Here is a 13,565-nt window from a genome sequence, read left to right as displayed (position 1 = left end):
TACAACATGGTCCGCGACTTCAAGGCCCGTGGTGTGCCGATCGACTGCGTCGGGTTCCAGGCGCACTTCAACTCCGGCAACCCCGTGCCCTCGGACTACCACACCACGCTGGGCAACTTCGCCGCGCTGGGTGTCGACGTGCAGATCACCGAGCTGGACATCGAGGGCTCGGGCAACTCCCAGGGCGAGCAGTTCCGCGGCATCGTCCAGGCGTGCCTGTCGGTCGCGCGCTGCACCGGCATCACGGTGTGGGGCGTCAAGGACTCCGACTCCTGGCGCGCCTCGGGCACCCCGCTGCTGTTCGACGGCAACGGCAACAAGAAGGCCGCGTACAACTACACGCTGGACGCCCTGAACGCCGGTGGCACCCGCGCCACGCCGGGCGGGACCACCACCCAGCCCACGCAGCAGCCGACGCAGCAGCCGACGGCCAACCCCACGGCCAACCCCACGGCGAACCCGACGACGCCCCCGCCCACCGGTGGCGGCACCTGCACCGCGACGTACTCCGAGGGCGAGAAGTGGAACGACCGCTTCAACGGCGTCGTGACGATCCGCGCCAACGGCAACATCAGCAGCTGGACCTCCACGGTCACCGTGCGCAGCCCCCAGCGCATCATCGCCACCTGGAGCGGGACCCCGTCCTGGCCCTCGGCCAACGTCATGGTCATGCGACCCAACGGCAACGGCGCCCTGGCCAACGGCCAGACCGTCTCCTTCGGGTTCACCGTCCAGCACGGCGGCACCTGGACCTGGCCGACGGTGAGCTGCGCCGCGTCCTGAGACAGCCCGGCCGAGCCCGGGTGACGGCTGAACCCGTCGGGCTCGACCCACGATGACCACGGAGGGCGTGGTGCCACACGGCACCACGCCCTCCGTGCTGCTCGGCCGTCGTCGGAGCGGAGGCCTGTTGGTTTATGTTCGATCGTGATGGATACTGTCGTCATGCTCGCGTCCCAGAGGCAGGAGCGGATCCTCACGGCGATCCGCGAGCACGGCGCCGTGCGCGTCGCCGACCTCGTCGTCGCGCTCGACGTGTCCGACATGACCGTCCGCCGCGACATCGCCGAGCTCGCCCGCGCCGGCCTCGTCCGCCGCGTCCACGGGGGCGCCGTGACCCCCGAGACCCCCGCGCGCTCGACCGACGAGCCCGGCTTCGAGGCCAAGCGCACCTGGTCCTCGCGCGAGAAGGCCGCCGTGGCGCGCGCTGCGCTCGCCACCGTCGAGCCCGGTCAGGCGATCGCCCTGTCGGCCGGCACCACCACCTGGCTGCTGGCGTCGATGATCGCCGCCGACGCGACCCTGCGCCCGCTCACCGTCGTCACCAACGGGCTGCGTGTCGCCGACGCGCTGCACGGCACGGACGACGTCGAGGTCGTGCTCACCGGTGGCGTCCGGACCCCGTCCGACGCGCTCGTGGGGCCCGTCGCCGACGCGACGCTCCACGAGCTGCGCGTCGACCGCACCTACCTGGGGGTGCACGGGCTCGACGCCGACGGCCCGACCACCCCGAACCTCGCCGAGGCGGCCACCGACCGCGCGCTCGTGCGGTGCGCCGCCGCCGCGACCGTCCTGGCCGACCACACCAAGTGGGGCGTCGTCGGGCTCGCCCGCATCTGCGGGTTCGACGAGATCGACACCCTCGTCGTCGACACCGGGCTGGGTGCCGAGGCGCGCACCCACCTGTCGGACGCCGTCGACCGCCTCCTCCTCGCCACCCCCGAGCCGACCACCGGAGACCAGCCGTGAGCAGCCCCGTGCAGGACGACGTCACCCCCCGGGTGCGCCGCACCCCGACCCGTCTGGCCGACGGTCGGGAGCTGATCTACTACGACGACTCCGAGCCGTTCGTCTCGGGCGGGGCCACCCGCCGCCTCGACGACCCGCGTCCGCTGCCCGACCGGTTCGCCCCCGTCGTCGACGCGCACGGCGTGCCGCACCCCGTCAGGGGACCGGAGCTGCGGCTCGACCCCCTCACCGGCGAGTGGATCCCGATGGCCGCGCACCGGATGAACCGCACGTTCCTGCCCCCGGCGGACGCGAACCCGCTCGCGCCGGCGACACCGGGAGCCCCCTACCAGGACGGCGAGATCCCGGCCACCGACTATGACGTCGTGGTGTTCGAGAACCGGTTCCCCTCGCTGCTCGACGTCCCCGGCGCCGACGGCAGCCCCGAAGCCGTCGCCGGCGAGCCGCTGTGGCAGCGTCGCCCGGCCGTGGGCCGCTGCGAGGTCATCTGCTTCTCCGCGGACCCCACCGCCTCCCTGGCGACCGTGGGCCCGCGCCGGATGCGCACGGTCGTCGAGGCCTGGACCGACCGGACCCGCGAGCTGTCCCGCCTGCCCGGCGTCGAGCAGGTCTTCTGCTTCGAGAACCGAGGCAAGGAGATCGGGGTGACGCTGCACCACCCCCACGGGCAGATCTACGCGTTCCCGTACGTCACGCCGCGGACGCAGGCGATGCTGCGGCAGGCCCGCGCCCACCACGACGCGACGGGCCGCGTGCTGCTGCGCGACGTGCTCGACGCGGAGCTGCGGCACGGTGAGCGCGTGGTCCTGGAGTCCGAGCACTGGGTCGCGTACGTGCCGTACGCCGCCCGCTGGCCCGTCGAGGTGCACCTCGCCCCGCGGCGTGACGTGCCCGACCTCCCGGCGCTCACGGACGCCGAGCGGGCCGACCTGTCCACGACGTACCTGGCGCTGCTGGAGCGCCTCGACCGGTTCTTCGTCGACGGCGACGGCCGGGCGATCCCGCTGCCGTACATCAGCGGCTGGCACCAGGCACCCGTGCGCGAGGGACGCGACGTGTCGCGGCTGCACCTGCAGGTCTTCTCGGTGCTGCGGGCCCCGGGCCGGCTGAAGTACCTCGCAGGGGTCGAGTCCGCCATGGCCTCGTGGATCTCCGACACCACACCCGAGCGCATCGCGCACCGCCTGCAGGAGCTGGCGTGAGCGCCGTGAGGATCCCCGCCTGGGACGCCGCCGAGGGCGGGCGTCGCGTCCGGCGGCTGTTCGCCGCCACGTTCGACGCGGCACCCGACGGCGTGTGGTCCGCGCCGGGGCGCGTCAACCTCATCGGCGAGCACACCGACTACAACGGCGGGCTCGCGCTCCCGATCGCGCTGCCCCACCGCACCTACGCGGCTCTGGCCCGGCGCGGCGACGACGTCGTCCGGCTCGTCTCCGCGCAGGAGCCGTCGGGGGTGCGGGAGGTGCGCCTGTCCGACGCCGTGCCGGGGGCCGTCGGCGGGTGGGCGGCGTACGTCGTCGGCGTCGCGTGGGCGCTGCGCGAGGCGGGTCACGACGTCGGCGGGTTCGACGTCGCGATCGACTCGTGCGTGCCGTTCGGCGCCGGCCTGTCCTCGTCCGCCGCGCTGGAGGCGTCGGTCGCCGTCGCGCTCGACGACCTGCACGGGCTGGGCCTGGCCGGGCGGGTCGACCCGGCCGGCGCCCCCACCGACGACGCCGGCCGCGCGGTGCTGGCCGCGCTGTGCGTCCGGGCGGAGAACGAGATGGCCGGCGCCCCCACCGGCGGGATGGACCAGGCGGCGTCCCTGCGCGCCCGCGCCGGGCACGCGCTGCTGCTCGACTGCCGCGACGGGTCCGTGCGGCACGTGCCGTTCGACCTCGCCGCGCACGGCCTGGCGCTGCTCGTGGTCGACACGCGCGCCGAGCACTCGCACGTCGACGGCGAGTACGCGCAGCGCCGCGCGGCGTGCGAGGAGGCCGCACGGCGGCTGGGGGTCGCGTCGCTGCGGGACGTGGCCGACGACCCCCGCGGCGACGGCTGGGCGCTCGAGGCGCTCGCCGCCGGGCCCGACGGCGAGGTGCTGGTGCGCCGGGTGCGGCACGTGACGTCGGAGATCGCGCGGGTCACCGCCCTGGTCGCCGCGCTCGACTCGGGCGACGTCCCGGCTGCCGGTGCGCTCATGGACGCGTCGCACGCGTCGCTGCGCGACGACTACGAGGTGTCCTGCCGGGAGCTGGACGTCGCGGTGGAGGCGGCCCGCGCGGCCGGCGCCCTGGGCGCCCGCATGACCGGCGGCGGCTTCGGGGGCTCCGCGATCGCGCTGGTCGCAGCGGGCGACGTCGACCACGTCGCCGACGCGGTCGCCGCCGCGTTCGACGCGCACGACCTGCCGGCGCCGGCCGTCGCCGTCGCGGTCGCCGGACCGCCCGCAGGTACGACCGAGGTCTGACGCGGCGCCGACACCCCCACCGCTAGCCTCGCGACGTCGAGGCGACCCGCACCGCGCGGTGCCTCGCCCTCACCGACGCGAGGAGCACACCGCAGTGGTACGTCGCTACGTCTTCCCGGCCCTCCGGATCGTCGTCTGGGCCGTCATCGCGGTCGCGCTGGTGCGCATCGCGTTCGCCGGTGCGGACGTGACCACCGCGGCCTCCGGCGTCGAGCCGACCGGTCAGGTCGTCGAGCCGACGGTGGCGGCCTCGACCGCGACGATCACGAACGCCGTCACCGTGCGGGCGTCCGTGGTCGCGGACCCGGCGGTCCCGGTCAGGGCGACGCTCGCCGGCACGGTGTCCAAGCTGCTCGCCACCGACGGTCAGCGCGTCGAGGTCGGCACACCGGTCCTCGAGGTGCGTCAGGAGACGCCGCAGGACCCGCTGACGAGGACCGACCCCGCGACGGGCGAGACGACCGTCACCGAGCGCAAGCCCAAGGTCGTCCTCGAGCAGGTCACGGCCGCCGTGGCCGGCACCCTCAGCCTGCCCACCCTCAAGGACCAGGTGGTGGCCGTCGGTGACACGGTGGGCCAGGTGTCCCCCGGCACGCTCTCGGTGTCCGGCACGCTCACCCCCGACCAGCAGTACCGCCTCGTGGGCGCACCCACCGAGGCCCTCGTGACGCTCAAGGGCGGCCCGGCACCGTTCACCTGCACGGGGCTGCGCATCGGCACGGCGGCCCCGCCGGCGACCCCGGCCGAGCCCGACGCACCGGCGGCGGCCCCGTCGGGCACCATCACGTGCGCGCTGCCCGGCGAGGTCACCGCGTTCCCCGGCCTCGGTGCCGACCTCGAGATCGTCAACGGCACGGCGACCGACGTGGTCGTCGTGCCCGTCACCGCCGTGCAGGGCACGGTGCAGCGGGGCAACGTGTGGGTGGTCGCGTCCGCCGACGCCGAGCCCGAGCTGCGCCAGGTCGGGCTGGGACTGACCGACGGTGAGGTCGTGCAGATCACCGAGGGCCTCGCGCTCGGCGACGAGGTCCTGCAGTTCGTGCCCGTCCCGGGCGAGGACACCGTCGACTGCGACGACCCGCGGACGTACGACCCGGCGGTGTGCGGCGGATGAGCCTGCTGGAGCTGACGGACGTCACGCGGTCGGTCCGGCTGCCCGACGACCGGGTGCTGGAGATCCTGCGCGGCGTCACGCTCGCGGTCGACACCGGCGAGCACGTCGCGGTCGTCGGCCGGTCCGGGACGGGCAAGTCGACGCTCCTCAACATCCTCGGTCTGCTCGACGCCCCCACCGACGGGGAGTACCTGCTCGAGGGCGTCCCGATCGGGCGGCTCTCGGCGCGCGAGCGCACCCGGCGGCGCGGCCGCGACTTCGGGTTCGTCTTCCAGCAGTTCAACCTGCTGCCCGGGCGTACCGCGCTGGAGAACGTGGCCGCGCCCCTGATGTACGCACCGGGCCGCCAGTTCTGGCGGCGGCGGACGCTCGCGGCCCAGATGCTCGAGCGCGTCGGGCTGGGCGACCGGCTCGACACGATGCCCGAGAAGCTGTCCGGCGGCGAGCAGCAGCGCGTCGCCATCGCGCGCGCCCTCGTGCGCGGACCCCGGGTGATCCTCGCGGACGAGCCCACGGGAGCGCTCGACGTCGAGACCGGCCAGGAGGTCATGGGCCTGCTCGACGAGATCGCGTCGCTGACCGGTGCGGCCCTGGTGACCATCACCCACGACCTGGCGGTCGCGGCACGTGCCCAGCGCCACTACCGCCTCGCCGAGGGCGTGCTGGTGCCGGTGGACCTCGGCGGCGCGGGCCACGAGTGGGTCGGCGACGTGCCGACGCTGCCCGGTGCACGCCGCCTGCCGCAGGTGCCCGGCGGCGTCGCCGGGGTGCCCGAGCTCAGCCGGCCCGTGCCCGCCCGGACCGAGCAGTGACCGGCCTCGTCGGCGCGCTCGTCGAGGCGTGGGACGAGCTGCGCCTGCACCGCCTGCGCGTCCTGCTCGCCCTCATCGGCGTGGCCGCCGCGGTCATGGCGATCACCGCCGTCACGGCGGCCGTGCAGATGCTCACCCAGGGGTACACCGAGTCCGCCGAGCGTGCCATGGGCCGCCAGGTCACCCTGACGGTCGACGCGTGGCGGATGAGCGAGCAGGCCGCGCCGGCGACCGAGCTCGACGCGACGTACGACCGCGTCCTCGCCCGCTACGGGATCACGTGGGCGTCGCGCGACTGGTACACCTCCGTGCCCTTCCGGTTCCCCGACGGGACGTCACGCGTCGAGGTCCGGGCCGTCGACCCCGCGCTGGGGACCATGCAGCGGGTCGGCGTGGACCAGGGCCGGTGGTTCACCGACACGGACGCCACCGCCTACGCGCCGGTGGTGGTGGTCAACGAGGCGTTCCTGGAGCGCCTCGGCGCAGGCGGCCTCGAGGCGCACCCCACGGTGCTGCTGGGCGACGAGACACCTGTGCGCGCGGTGGTCGTGGGCGTCACCGCCCCACGCTGGCCCGGCGAGGAGCCCGCGGCCATGGTCCTCTACGAGCAGCTGGTGCGGTGGTACACGCCCGCCGACGACGGGTGGGGGCAGGCCGTGCCGTCGCTCAAGGTGTGGGTCCCGCCGGACGTCGTCGACGACCTGGCGCCCCGGCTGCGACGCGACGTCGCCGCGGTGCTGCCCGGCTGGGAGGTCCAGGTCTACGACAACCGCGACCTCGGCTCCGGCGCGCTCGAGGGGGCGGCGCGCTGGGTGGCGCTCGGGGTCGGGGCGTTCGCGCTGCTGCTCGGCGGCCTGGGGCTGGTGAACATCGCGCTCGTGACCGTCCGGCACCGCATCCGCGAGATCGGGATCCGGCGGTCCTTCGGCGCCACCTCGGGCAGGATCTTCTTCGGGGTGCTCATGGAGTCCGTCGTCGCGACCGCCGTCGCCGGCCTCGTCGGCGTCGTCCTGGCCGTCGCCGTCATCAAGAACATCCCCGTCGACACCCTGTTCGGCGGCGGGATCCAGGACCGGCCGCCCTTCCCCGTGTCGGCCGCCCTGGTGGGCATGGCGTGCGCGACGGGCGTCGGCGCGCTGGCGGGCGTGATCCCGGCGACGGTCGCGGTGCGCGTCAAGGTGATCGACGCCATCCGCTACTGAGACGCCCCGGCGGCCGACGCACGGACCATACCGGGGTACCCCAACCATCCGGGCGCGTGTCATCCCAGCGGGCGCACCGGGTCATCCCGAGGTCGGACCCGGCGGGCGCCCCACCTTCGATATCGTCGCGTTGGCGCCCGTCGAACGCGCCCTGACTCCAGTCAGAGAACCCCTCGAAAGGCATGCCGATGCGTCGATCCCCCGCACTGCCCGCACTCGCCGCCACCGTCGTGGCGCTCGTCCTGGCGGGATGCACCGGCGGCAGCTCGTCGGCGTCCGCGGACTCCGACGAGACCGGCCCGCTCAGCGCGTTCTTCGAGAAGGTCGGCGGCTCGTACGAGGACGAGGACTACGAGCGGCAGCAGCGCGAGATCGAGGAGATCATCGCGGCGTGCATGGCCGAGCAGGGCTTCGAGTACACGCCCGCGGAGCCCACCGGCAGGGGTGCCGTGTCGTCCGACGACATCCCCGAGTGGGACTCGAAGGAGTACGCCGAGCAGTACGGCTACGGCGCGACCACGAGTGAGGAGCTCTACGGCAGCGGGGACGAGTGGGTGGACCCCAACGCCGACTACATCGCCTCCATGTCCGAGAGCGAGGTGGCCGCCTTCTACGAGGCCCTCTACGGCGCCGAGCCCGAGATCGACGAGACAGACCCGGACGCCGAGTACGAGTACAACTGGGAGGAGGGCGGCTGCTCGGGCAAGGCCACGCACGAGGTGTACGAGCAGGGCCAGATCTGGGACGACCCCGCGTTCGCGGAGATGTCCGAGGAGATGGGACGCGAGTACGACAACCTCGCCGACGAGCCGGCGCTGCGCGAGTCGTCGACGAAGTGGACCGCCTGCATGGCGGACGCCGGCTACGACTTCGCCAGCCCGGACGAGGCCCAGCAGAGCATCTACGACGAGCTCAACGCCCTCTACGAGGCCGCGGCCCCGGCGGACCCCGAGGCGGAGATGGACCCTGACGCGTCGTTCGAGCCCGACCCGGCCGCGATGGCGGAGCTGAAGACGAAGGAGCTGGCCGTGGCGAACGCCGACTTCGCGTGCAAGGAGTCGTCGGGCTACCTCAAGGCGCAGAAGACCGCCGTCCTCGCGCTCGAGAAGCGCCTGTGGGACAAGTACGGCGAGCAGCTCGAGGCCATCGCCGCGAAGCAGACGCCGGCGAAGTGAGCCGGGAGCCGAGGACGAGGACGACAACGTGAGCAGGATCTCCACCCACGTCAGCGGCGGGCGCCGCACGATCGCCGTCATGGCCGTGGTCGCGGTGCTGTGCCTGGCGATCGGGCTGCTGCTGTCGCGACTGATCATCTCGCCCGGTCAGGCGGCGGCCAACGCGGCGCCCCCGACCGCCGGGCCCATCACCGTCCCGGTCGAGAGCCGCGTCATCGGCAACGAGGTCGTCCTGCGGGGCGACGTCGGCTACGACGACGCGGTCGACCTCTCGATGGAGACCGGTGACCTCGGTGGGCCGGCGGTCGTCACCGGCCAGGTCAAGGAGGTCGGGGAGACGATCGACGCCGCGTCCGTCGTCCTCGAGGTCGTCGGGCGGCCGGTGATCGCCCTGCCCGGCGACCTGCCCACGTACCGCACCCTGCGCTCCGGCGTCTCCGGTCCGGACGTGCAGCAGCTCAAGGCGGCGCTGCGCGCCGTCGGTCTCGACGGCGGCGACCCGGGCGGCGCGACCTACGACGCCGCGGCTGCCGCGGGCGTGCGTGCGCTCTACCAGAAGGTCGGTTACGAGCCCCCGTCGGCCGGCGAGGAGATCCAGGCGGCGGTCAAGGCCGCCCAGGAGGCCGTCGTCGCGGCCCAGACCGAGGTCCGGGGCGCCGAGGCCACCCTGGCGACCGCCGCTCGCGGCACCGCCGGGTCGTCCGTCACCGAGCTCGACGGGCAGGTGCGGGTCGCCGAGGCGCAGCTGGCCTACCTCAACGAGCAGTGCGCGAAGCCCGTCGACCTGGAGAACCCGGCGCCGGTGGACTGCACGCCGCCCGCGCGCGTCCAGGCCGAGACCCAGCTGGCGACCGCCCGTGCGGCCCGGTCCGCCGCCGACGCGGCACCCGACACCGCCGCCGAGCGCGACGCCGTCCGCGCGGCGAAGGACCGGCTCACCACCGCCCGGCAGGCCCTCGCGGAGGCGCAGGCCGACTCGCTCACGCCCCTGCCCGCCACCGAGATCGTGTACCTGCCGTCGCTGCCGCGGCGCGTCGACGCCGTCGCGGTCGAGCGCGGTGGTCTCGTGCAGAGCAAGTTCATGAGCGTCTCCGGCGCGACGGTCCAGATCGCGGCGACCGCGTCGCGCGCCGACGCCGAGCTGATGGTCCCCGGCACGGCCGGGACCATCAGCGTGGACGGGACCGACGTCCCGGTGACCGTCGCCGAGGTGACCGAGCCGGACGCACCCACCACAGGGGGCGGCGACTCCGACGGGGCGAAGGCTCCCACGGGCGACCGTCGCAAGGTCGTCTTCACGGTCGGCGAGCTGACGGCCGAGCAGCTGGCCGCGCTGCAGGGCAGCAACGTGCGGGTCCGGGTGCCGGTGAGCTCCACCGACGGCGAGGTCCTGGCCGTCCCGCTGGCGGCGCTCACCGCCGGACCGGGCGGCGAGAGCCGCGTCGAGGTGGTCGCGGACGGGCAGAGCCGGCTCGTCGAGGTGACGACCGGGCTGGCCGCCTCGGGGTTCGTCGAGATCACGGGCTCCAAGGAGCCGCTGAAGGCCGGTGACCTCGTCGTCGTCGGCGTCCCGCCCAAGGACAGCGACCCCGGCTCGACGGACGACGCGACGCCCGCGGCCACGGACCCCGAGTCCGACGCCGGGACGGAGGAGGAGTCGTGACGGTGATGGACCTCCTCGGTGCGCCGCAGGGGGGCGCACCGACCGACCCCGACCAGCCGCCACCCGTCGTGGAGCTGCGGGCCGTCGAGCGGCAGTTCCCGGGCGACCCGCCCGTGCACGCGCTCTACCCGGCGGACCTGCAGGTCGGGGCCGGCGAGTACCTGTCCGTGGTCGGGCCGTCGGGCTCGGGCAAGTCGACGCTGCTCAACCTGCTCGGGCTGCTCGACCGGCCGTCGGACGGCGAGTACCTGCTCGACGGCATCCCCACCGCGCACGCCGGCGAGCGGGAGCGGGCCGCGCTGCGTGCGCGCCACATCGGGTTCGTCTTCCAGGCGTTCCACCTGCTGCCGCACCGGACCGTGCTCGAGAACGTGCTGCTCGCGACCATCTACAGCGGCGTGCCGCGGGCCGAGCGCCGGGACCGCGCGGTCGAGGCGCTCGACCGCGTGGGCCTGTCGCACCGCCTCGACTTCCGGCCCACCGTATTGTCCGGCGGCGAGCGTCAGCGCACCGCCGTCGCGCGGGCGGTCGTCTCGCAGCCGCGCGTCCTGCTCGCCGACGAGCCCACGGGCAACCTGGACTCGGAGAGCTCGGCGGCGGTCCTCGAGCTGTTCGACGAGCTTCACGCCAGCGGCCTGACGCTGCTGGTCATCACGCACGAGGACGACGTCTCGGCACGCGCCCAGCGACGCGTGCGCATCATCGACGGCCACATGCGGGAGATCGCATGACGACGGTCGCGCACCACGTGCCCCGCACGGACCGCTTCGGCGTCAGCGACCTGCTCGCGGAGGCGGCGGCCGGCATCGGTGCGCGTCCCGGCAGGCTCGTGCTGACGATCCTCGGCACCGTGCTGGGCATCGCCTCGGTCGTCGTCACGGTGGGCCTCGCGCAGACTGCGGCCGGGCAGATCAACAAGCAGTTCGACGCGGTCGCCGCCACGCAGGGCGTCGCCAAGCCGGCGACGAGCCGAGGTTTCGGTGGCGACACCCGTGCCGTGGGCACGCTGCCGTGGGACTCCCCCGAGCGGGCCGAGCGCCTCAACGGTGTCGAGGCGGCCGCCCTGGTCTCCGAGGTCGAGCTCGGCGACCTCGACGTCACGGCGGTCCCCGTCCACGACCCGTCGGCGCCACGGGTCGCCAACCCCGCCGTGATCGCGACGAGCCCGCACGCGATGGAGGCGCTCGGCGGCACCGTCGTGCAGGGCCGCTATTTCGACGCCGGTCACGACCAGCGGGCCGACCGCGTCGTGGTCCTGGGCGCGGAGGCCGCGCGCCGGCTGGGCGTCGTGCGGGTCGACCGGCAGCCGTCGATCTTCATCGGCGACCGCGCGTACCAGGTGATCGGCATCGTCGACGGCGTGCTGCGCCGCACCGACCTGCTCTCGGCGGTGCTCCTGCCGAACGGCGCGGCACGCGCCGACCTGGCGCTGACCACGCCCGGGGAGCTCCACCTGCACCTGCAGGTGGCCGCGGGGCCGGTGGTCGGGTCGCAGCTGCCGACGGCGCTGTCGCCCAACTCCCCCGAGACGGTGGACGTCCAGATGCCGGCGGGACGCTCGTCGGTCCGGGAGAGCGTGCAGGCGGACATCAACGCGATCTTCCTCGCCCTGGGCGGGGTGGCGCTGCTCATCGGCGGCGTCGGGATCGCCAACGTCACCCTGCTGTCGGTCCTGGAGCGGGTCGGCGAGATCGGCCTGCGCCGGGCGCTCGGCGCGACGCGGCGGCAGATCGCGGCGCAGTTCATGGTCGAGTCCGTGGTCGTCGGCATGCTCGGCGGCCTGGTCGGCGCGGCCCTGGGCGTCGCGGTGGTCACGATCGTGTCCGCGGCCTCGGAGTGGACACCCATCCTCGACCTGCGCATGGTGGGCGCAGCAGCCCTGTCCGGCGGCCTCATCGGGCTCCTCGCGGGCCTCTACCCGTCGCTGAAGGCGGCCTCGATCGAGCCCATCTCCGCCCTGCGCGGCGGGGTCTGAGCCGGGCCGTCGCCGGCGGTCCGGCGACGGGCCCGGCCGCGCGTCGGCCGGGCCCGTCAGAGGTCGTACTCGACCACGAGCGGCGCGTGGTCGCTGAAGCGGGCGTCGTACGTCGCGGCGCGGTCCACCGCCGCGCTGCGCGCCAGCGCCGCCAGGCCCGGCGTGGCCAGCTGGTAGTCGATGCGCCAGCCGGCGTCGTTGTCGAAGGCCTGACCCCGCCAGGACCACCACGTGTACGGTCCGGGTCCCGGCCCGCCGAGGTCGCGGCCCAGGTCGCGCCAGCCCAGGTCGTCGAACCAGCGGTCCAGGTACGCGCGCTCCTGCGGCAGGAACCCGGCCTTGGTGCGGTTGCCCTTCCAGTTCTTCAGGTCGACCTCGCGGTGCGCGATGTTGAGGTCCCCGGCGACGACGGCGAGCCCGTCGGCCGCGGCGAGCGCGGAGAGCCGGGCCGTCACGTGCTCGAGGAAGGCGTACTTCTCGTCCATCGAGGGCGTGCCCACCGTGCCCGAGTGCAGGTAGGCGGACACGACGGTGAGCGTGCGCACGGGCCCGTCGCCCTCGGCGGGGACCTCGAGATCGGCCTCGACCCACCGCCCGGCGTCACCCGTGACGTCCGTGCCGAGGCCGATCCGCACCGCGCTCATCGGCAGGCGTGAGGCGATCGCGACGCCCGCGCGGCCCTTGGCGTGCCCGGCCTCGTGGGCGAGGTGCCACCCACCGGCCGGCGGGAGGTGGTCGGCGAGGATCTCGTCGGACCCCCGCACCTCCTGCAGCAGCAGCACGTCCGGCTTACGGACGTCCAGCCACTCCCCCATGCCGCGCCGGTAGGCGGCACGGATCCCGTTGACGTTGACGGTGGCGACTCGCAGCACCGGGCCATCCTGCCGGACGCCACCGACACCCTCGTGCCGCGTCGCCGCCGCGCGGACGTCGCGCTCGTCACGTCCCCGCGTACGCGGCCTCCAGCGGCGCGATCTCGAGCCTGCCCATCTGCATCATCGCCTGCATCGCCCGCGCGACGCCCGCGGCGTCGGGCCGCGACGTGATCTCGTCGAGCGCTGCCGGCACCACCTGCCAGGAGACCCCGTACCGGTCGGTGAGCCAGCCGCACTGACCGTGCTGCCCGCCGTCGGCGGCCAGCGCCTCCCAGTAGTGGTCGACCTCCTGCTGGGTGTCGAGCGTCAGCACGAACGAGAACGCCTCGTCGAGCGTGAAGCTCGGCCCGGCCGTGAGGATCGTCACGGGGTGCCCGTCGAGCTCGAGCTCGACGACGAACGGCGTGCCCTCCGGCACGTCCGGGATGCCGGCGGTGGCGTGCACGACCCGCGTGATGCGGGAACGCGGCACGACCGAGACGTAGAACTGCGCGGCCTCGTGGCCGTCCTTCGCGAACCACAGGTGCGTGCGGACCATGCCCATGGCGGGC

Annotated in this window: 13 protein-coding genes; 11 read left to right on the top strand and 2 right to left on the bottom strand. The window is 74.5% G+C overall.

Going from position 1 to position 13,565, the window contains the following annotated elements; translation table 11 throughout:
• From Cph01nite_RS04615 to Cph01nite_RS04565, 11 genes are all read left to right on the top strand, one after another.
• Positions 1–783: endo-1,4-beta-xylanase (locus Cph01nite_RS04615; protein WP_203671519.1), on the top strand; the 783-nt coding region annotated here is incomplete at its 5' end.
• A 162-nt stretch (positions 784–945) separates the two neighbouring features.
• Positions 946–1,749, top strand: a complete 804-nt coding sequence (locus Cph01nite_RS04610) for a DeoR/GlpR family DNA-binding transcription regulator (protein ID WP_203671580.1) — start codon at positions 946–948, stop codon at positions 1,747–1,749.
• A complete protein-coding gene (gene galT / locus Cph01nite_RS04605) occupies positions 1,746–2,951 on the top strand; it encodes a galactose-1-phosphate uridylyltransferase (protein ID WP_239069023.1) in 1,206 nt (401 codons plus the stop codon). The genes Cph01nite_RS04610 and galT overlap by 4 nt, the downstream gene beginning before the upstream one ends.
• Entirely contained in the window at positions 2,948–4,198 is a 1,251-nt protein-coding gene (gene galK, locus Cph01nite_RS04600) for a galactokinase (RefSeq protein ID WP_203671517.1), read from the top strand. Before galT ends, galK begins: the two co-directional genes overlap by 4 nt.
• Before the next feature lie 94 nt (positions 4,199–4,292).
• A complete protein-coding gene (locus Cph01nite_RS04595) occupies positions 4,293–5,312 on the top strand; it encodes a permuted SH3 domain-containing protein (protein WP_203671516.1) in 1,020 nt (339 codons plus the stop codon).
• Entirely contained in the window at positions 5,309–6,124 is an 816-nt protein-coding gene (locus tag Cph01nite_RS04590; protein ID WP_203671514.1) for an ABC transporter ATP-binding protein, read from the top strand. The genes Cph01nite_RS04595 and Cph01nite_RS04590 overlap by 4 nt, the downstream gene beginning before the upstream one ends.
• Positions 6,121–7,326: an ABC transporter permease gene (locus Cph01nite_RS04585; RefSeq protein WP_203671512.1), complete on the top strand. Its 1,206-nt coding sequence runs from the start codon at positions 6,121–6,123 to the stop codon at positions 7,324–7,326. The genes Cph01nite_RS04590 and Cph01nite_RS04585 overlap by 4 nt, the downstream gene beginning before the upstream one ends.
• 188 nt (positions 7,327–7,514) lie before the next feature.
• The gene (locus Cph01nite_RS04580; protein WP_203671510.1) at positions 7,515–8,501 is read left to right on the top strand and encodes a hypothetical protein; all 987 of its coding nucleotides are present in this window, start codon (positions 7,515–7,517) and stop codon (positions 8,499–8,501) included.
• A gap of 28 nt (positions 8,502–8,529) precedes the next feature.
• Complete coding sequence (locus Cph01nite_RS04575) at positions 8,530–10,164, top strand: efflux RND transporter periplasmic adaptor subunit (protein WP_239069022.1); 1,635 nt, start codon at positions 8,530–8,532, stop codon at positions 10,162–10,164.
• Positions 10,165–10,169: 5 nt separating this feature from the next.
• On the top strand, positions 10,170–10,895 hold the full coding sequence (locus tag Cph01nite_RS04570; protein ID WP_239069030.1) for an ABC transporter ATP-binding protein: 726 nt from the start codon (positions 10,170–10,172) through the stop codon (positions 10,893–10,895).
• Positions 10,892–12,139 carry an ABC transporter permease gene (locus Cph01nite_RS04565; protein WP_203671506.1) on the top strand — a complete coding sequence of 416 codons (1,248 nt, stop codon included), beginning with the start codon at positions 10,892–10,894 and terminating at the stop codon, positions 12,137–12,139. The genes Cph01nite_RS04570 and Cph01nite_RS04565 overlap by 4 nt, the downstream gene beginning before the upstream one ends.
• Positions 12,140–12,195: 56 nt before the next feature.
• Here Cph01nite_RS04565 and Cph01nite_RS04560 read toward each other — a convergent pair whose 3' ends face one another.
• Both Cph01nite_RS04560 and Cph01nite_RS04555 read right to left on the bottom strand, forming a co-directional pair.
• A complete protein-coding gene (locus Cph01nite_RS04560; RefSeq protein WP_203671504.1) occupies positions 12,196–13,011 on the bottom strand; it encodes an exodeoxyribonuclease III in 816 nt (271 codons plus the stop codon).
• 67 nt (positions 13,012–13,078) lie between these two features.
• Positions 13,079–13,558: a VOC family protein gene (locus Cph01nite_RS04555; protein WP_203671502.1), complete on the bottom strand. Its 480-nt coding sequence runs from the start codon at positions 13,556–13,558 to the stop codon at positions 13,079–13,081.
• Positions 13,559–13,565 lie beyond the last annotated feature (7 nt).

The sequence above is a fragment of the Cellulomonas phragmiteti genome, from assembly GCF_016862775.1.
In the GTDB taxonomy this organism is placed as follows: domain Bacteria; phylum Actinomycetota; class Actinomycetes; order Actinomycetales; family Cellulomonadaceae; genus Cellulomonas; species Cellulomonas phragmiteti.
This window is presented reverse-complemented; position numbering and strand designations above follow the sequence as displayed.

Coding starts and splice junctions, on each gene's coding strand:
- Cph01nite_RS04610 (WP_203671580.1), top strand. CDS start 946: ATGCTCGCGTCCCAGAGGCAGGAGCGGATCCTCACGGCGATCCGCGAG.
- Cph01nite_RS04565 (WP_203671506.1), top strand. CDS start 10,892: ATGACGACGGTCGCGCACCACGTGCCCCGCACGGACCGCTTCGGCGTC.
- Cph01nite_RS04570 (WP_239069030.1), top strand. CDS start 10,170: ATGGACCTCCTCGGTGCGCCGCAGGGGGGCGCACCGACCGACCCCGAC.
- Cph01nite_RS04580 (WP_203671510.1), top strand. CDS start 7,515: ATGCGTCGATCCCCCGCACTGCCCGCACTCGCCGCCACCGTCGTGGCG.
- Cph01nite_RS04555 (WP_203671502.1), bottom strand. CDS start 13,558: ATGGGCATGGTCCGCACGCACCTGTGGTTCGCGAAGGACGGCCACGAG.
- Cph01nite_RS04590 (WP_203671514.1), top strand. CDS start 5,309: ATGAGCCTGCTGGAGCTGACGGACGTCACGCGGTCGGTCCGGCTGCCC.